This is a genomic window from bacterium, from assembly GCA_024224155.1.
Classification (GTDB): domain Bacteria; phylum Acidobacteriota; class Thermoanaerobaculia; order Multivoradales; family JAHEKO01; genus CALZIK01.
Genome location: JAAENP010000102.1, coordinates 1 through 2931 on the forward strand (window position 1 = coordinate 1; position 2931 = coordinate 2931).

General features: G+C 64.0%; 1 protein-coding gene. It reads left to right on the forward strand.

Annotated elements, in window-relative coordinates; genetic code table 11:
• Positions 1–434 precede the first annotated feature (434 nt).
• Positions 435–2525, forward strand: a complete 2091-nt coding sequence (locus GY769_06125; protein MCP4201497.1) for a hypothetical protein — start codon at positions 435–437, stop codon at positions 2523–2525.
• The last annotated feature ends 406 nt before the right edge of the window (positions 2526–2931 follow it).

The window sequence follows — 2931 nt, forward strand, 5'->3', positions numbered from 1 at the left end:
CCACTCAGAGCCGGTTGGCGGACGATGACGCGAGAGAGCATAGCACACGCGGCCGGTCGGTCAGCGCTCCGATGGCGGTTGCGGAGTCGGTGTCCTTCCGGCGAGCGTGCCTAGAGCCGATTTGCTTAACGATTGCGAGCATGGTCGGCGGCGCGAGGCGTGACGCCAGCCTCGCCATTGGCGGCGACTCGACGCTATCGACTGCGTCGGGACGCACGCGCCGCGGTCAGTCGACCGGAGGTCGCCCAGTTCATCGGCAGGGCTTACCTGCCGCCTCGGATCGCTCGGCTCAGGCCGCCAGCTCGACTTCAGGCTCAGAACTCCGTTACTTCTTCGGCGGACGTCTCTAAATCGTTTGAAATGCTTGACTTAGCGGGCCTGTTGGTGTACGATAATGGCTGTTAACTTCTCAGAGAGAACAGGAGTTACAGCCCATGGTTTCTGCGAGCGCTGGCGTCCAAAGCGAGTCCTTCAGACTTCCGCGTTTGGAGGTGACCGACGTCGGAGATCACCGAGTGGTTCACCTCAATGGTCATCGCATCGCGCTGTATCCGCGCGAGGATCGACTGACCGAGCGGGTGATTGTAACGCAGCTGGTCGAGGTCAGCGGACTCCCGGCCAAACTGGTTGCCGAGATCTTCGAACGTCACTTCGTGACGGTGAGCCGCTGGAGGAGTCTGGCTCGCGACGCCGGGGCACAAGCGTTGGTGCCCGAGAAGCCGGGGCCGAAGGGGCCGAGCAAGCGAACGCGGAAGCTCGAAGACAAGATCCTTCGTCTGCGCAGCCAAGGCCTCTCGTACCGGTCCATTGCCAAGCGCTTGAGGCGCAAGGGGCTGAAGGTCTCTCATACCTTGGTCGCTACGGTCATCCGAGGGCACGAGCAAGAACAGCCGAGGGTTCTGCCCGGAATCGAAGAAGCTCAACGGAACCCGCCGCAGGCTTTGCCGGAACCGGTCGCGACGCCAACGCTCGGCGCAACAACGAGTCGCTATGCCGGCGTGACTCTGCTGTACGCCGCACTGTCGCGGCTGGACGTTTGGGGAGTCCTCTCGGGGCTCCGGCCTTCCGTGGATCCCTCGCGGCATGCCGGGTGGCGCCAAGTGGTCGCGGCGTTGATCTTCTGCTTCGCTTTGCGCTTTCGGTCGGTGGAGGATCTCAAGAATGCCGAGCCCAGGGATTTGGGAGCCATCTTCGGCGAGGCGGCCAGCCCCGGAGTCCAGACCCTTCGGAGAAAGGTAGGGCGGCTGGCGGAAAGCGTCGACCCCGTGGACTTGTCGCGGGAGCTGTTTCGCCGATACCTGACGCTGGAGCCGGTGTGGGAAGGGCTGTACTACGTCGACGGGCATTTCGTGCCGTACTACGGGACCCACCGCACCCCCAAGGGCTGGAGTTCGAAGCGGCGGTTGGCCGAGTCCGGCCATACGGACGTCTACGTCCACGATGCTCGAGGTCGAGTGCTGTTCTTCCTCTCCCAACCTCTCAACGACTCCCTGGCGCGGGCGATCCCTTCGGTGGTGCAGGAGATCCGGGCAGTGCACGGCCCGCTGCCGTTCAACGTGGTCTTCGACCGTGGAGGCTACAGCGGCAATTTGTTTCGCTGGCTCGACCACGAGGGGATCGGCTACATCACCTACCTCAAGGGGCGCAAGGCCCACCGCCGCTACCCGTTGTGCGACTTCAGCCGCGGCTGGTTCGCGCTCGACGGGAAACGTACGGTCTACCAGCTCTACGAGAAGAGAACGCGGATCCGCGGACCAGGACTGGTGCGTACCGTCATCTACCTCGGCGACGACGGCAAGCAGATCCCGGTTCTGACCAACCTGCAGGCAGCGGTCAGGGGCGCCAAGGTGGTGCACTGCCTGCGGTTGCGGTGGAGACAGGAGAACAGCCTCAAGTACCTGCTCGAGCACTCCGCCATCGATCAGCTCATCCAGTATGGCGCGTCGGAGGAGAAGGCCGAGCGCGTGGTCAAGAATCCGAGGCGCAAGGAACTCAACCGCAAGATCCGGCAGCTGAGAAGCGAAACCGAGAGCCTCGAGGCCGAACTCGGCCGAATCCTCGAGAACGCAGCCGACGCCGAGCCCGAGGCCGTCGAAGACCTGAGGCAACGCCTCGCGAAGCTGCGGCGCTCGATGGCGCGCCTGGAGAACCGGCGGCGCAACACGCCCGCCAAGATCACGGCGACCGAGCTGGGCCCGCACGCCCAGCGATTTCTCCTGAAGGAAGATCGTCGGCTGCTCGTCAACAGCCTCAAGCTCGCAGCCCACAACGCAGAGAGGTTGCTGGCCCTGCAATTCGATCGCCATTACCGTCAGAGGAAGGACGTCCTCAGCGTCTTTCGTGCCCTGTTCCATCTGTCCGGAACCCTCATTCGACGCTCTGCACAACGCATCGAGGTGACCCTCGAGCGACCCTCGCCAGAGAAGGTGGCGCGCGCGCTTGCCGCCCTGTTGGCAGAGATCAACCAAGACCACCCGCGCCTGCTCGGCAATGGGCCGGCACTGCATTTCTGCCTCAGGAATTAGCACGGTTGGCCGTCGTGAATACACCCATTAACGGAGTTCTGAGGCTGAGCTGCCGCCTCGGCTGCCGCCACGGCCGTTCGGTAGTTCCAGGGCATCCAATGCCGGGGGCTGCGCTGCAGCTCTGTGTCCTTCCGGCGAGCGTGCCTAGAGCCGATTTGCTTAATGATTGCGAGCATGGTCGGCGGCGCGAGGCGTGACGCCAGCCTCGCCATTGGCGGCGACTCGACGCTATCGACTGCGTCGGGATTGCACGCGCCGCGGTCAGTCGACCGGAGGTCGCCCAGTTCATCGGCAGGGCTTACCTGCCGCCTCAGATCGCTCGGCTCAGGCCGCCAGCTCGACTTCAGGCTCAGACCTCCGTTACTGCGTGTAAGCAGGAGGCCCGACAGTGCTAACACTTCGCTGC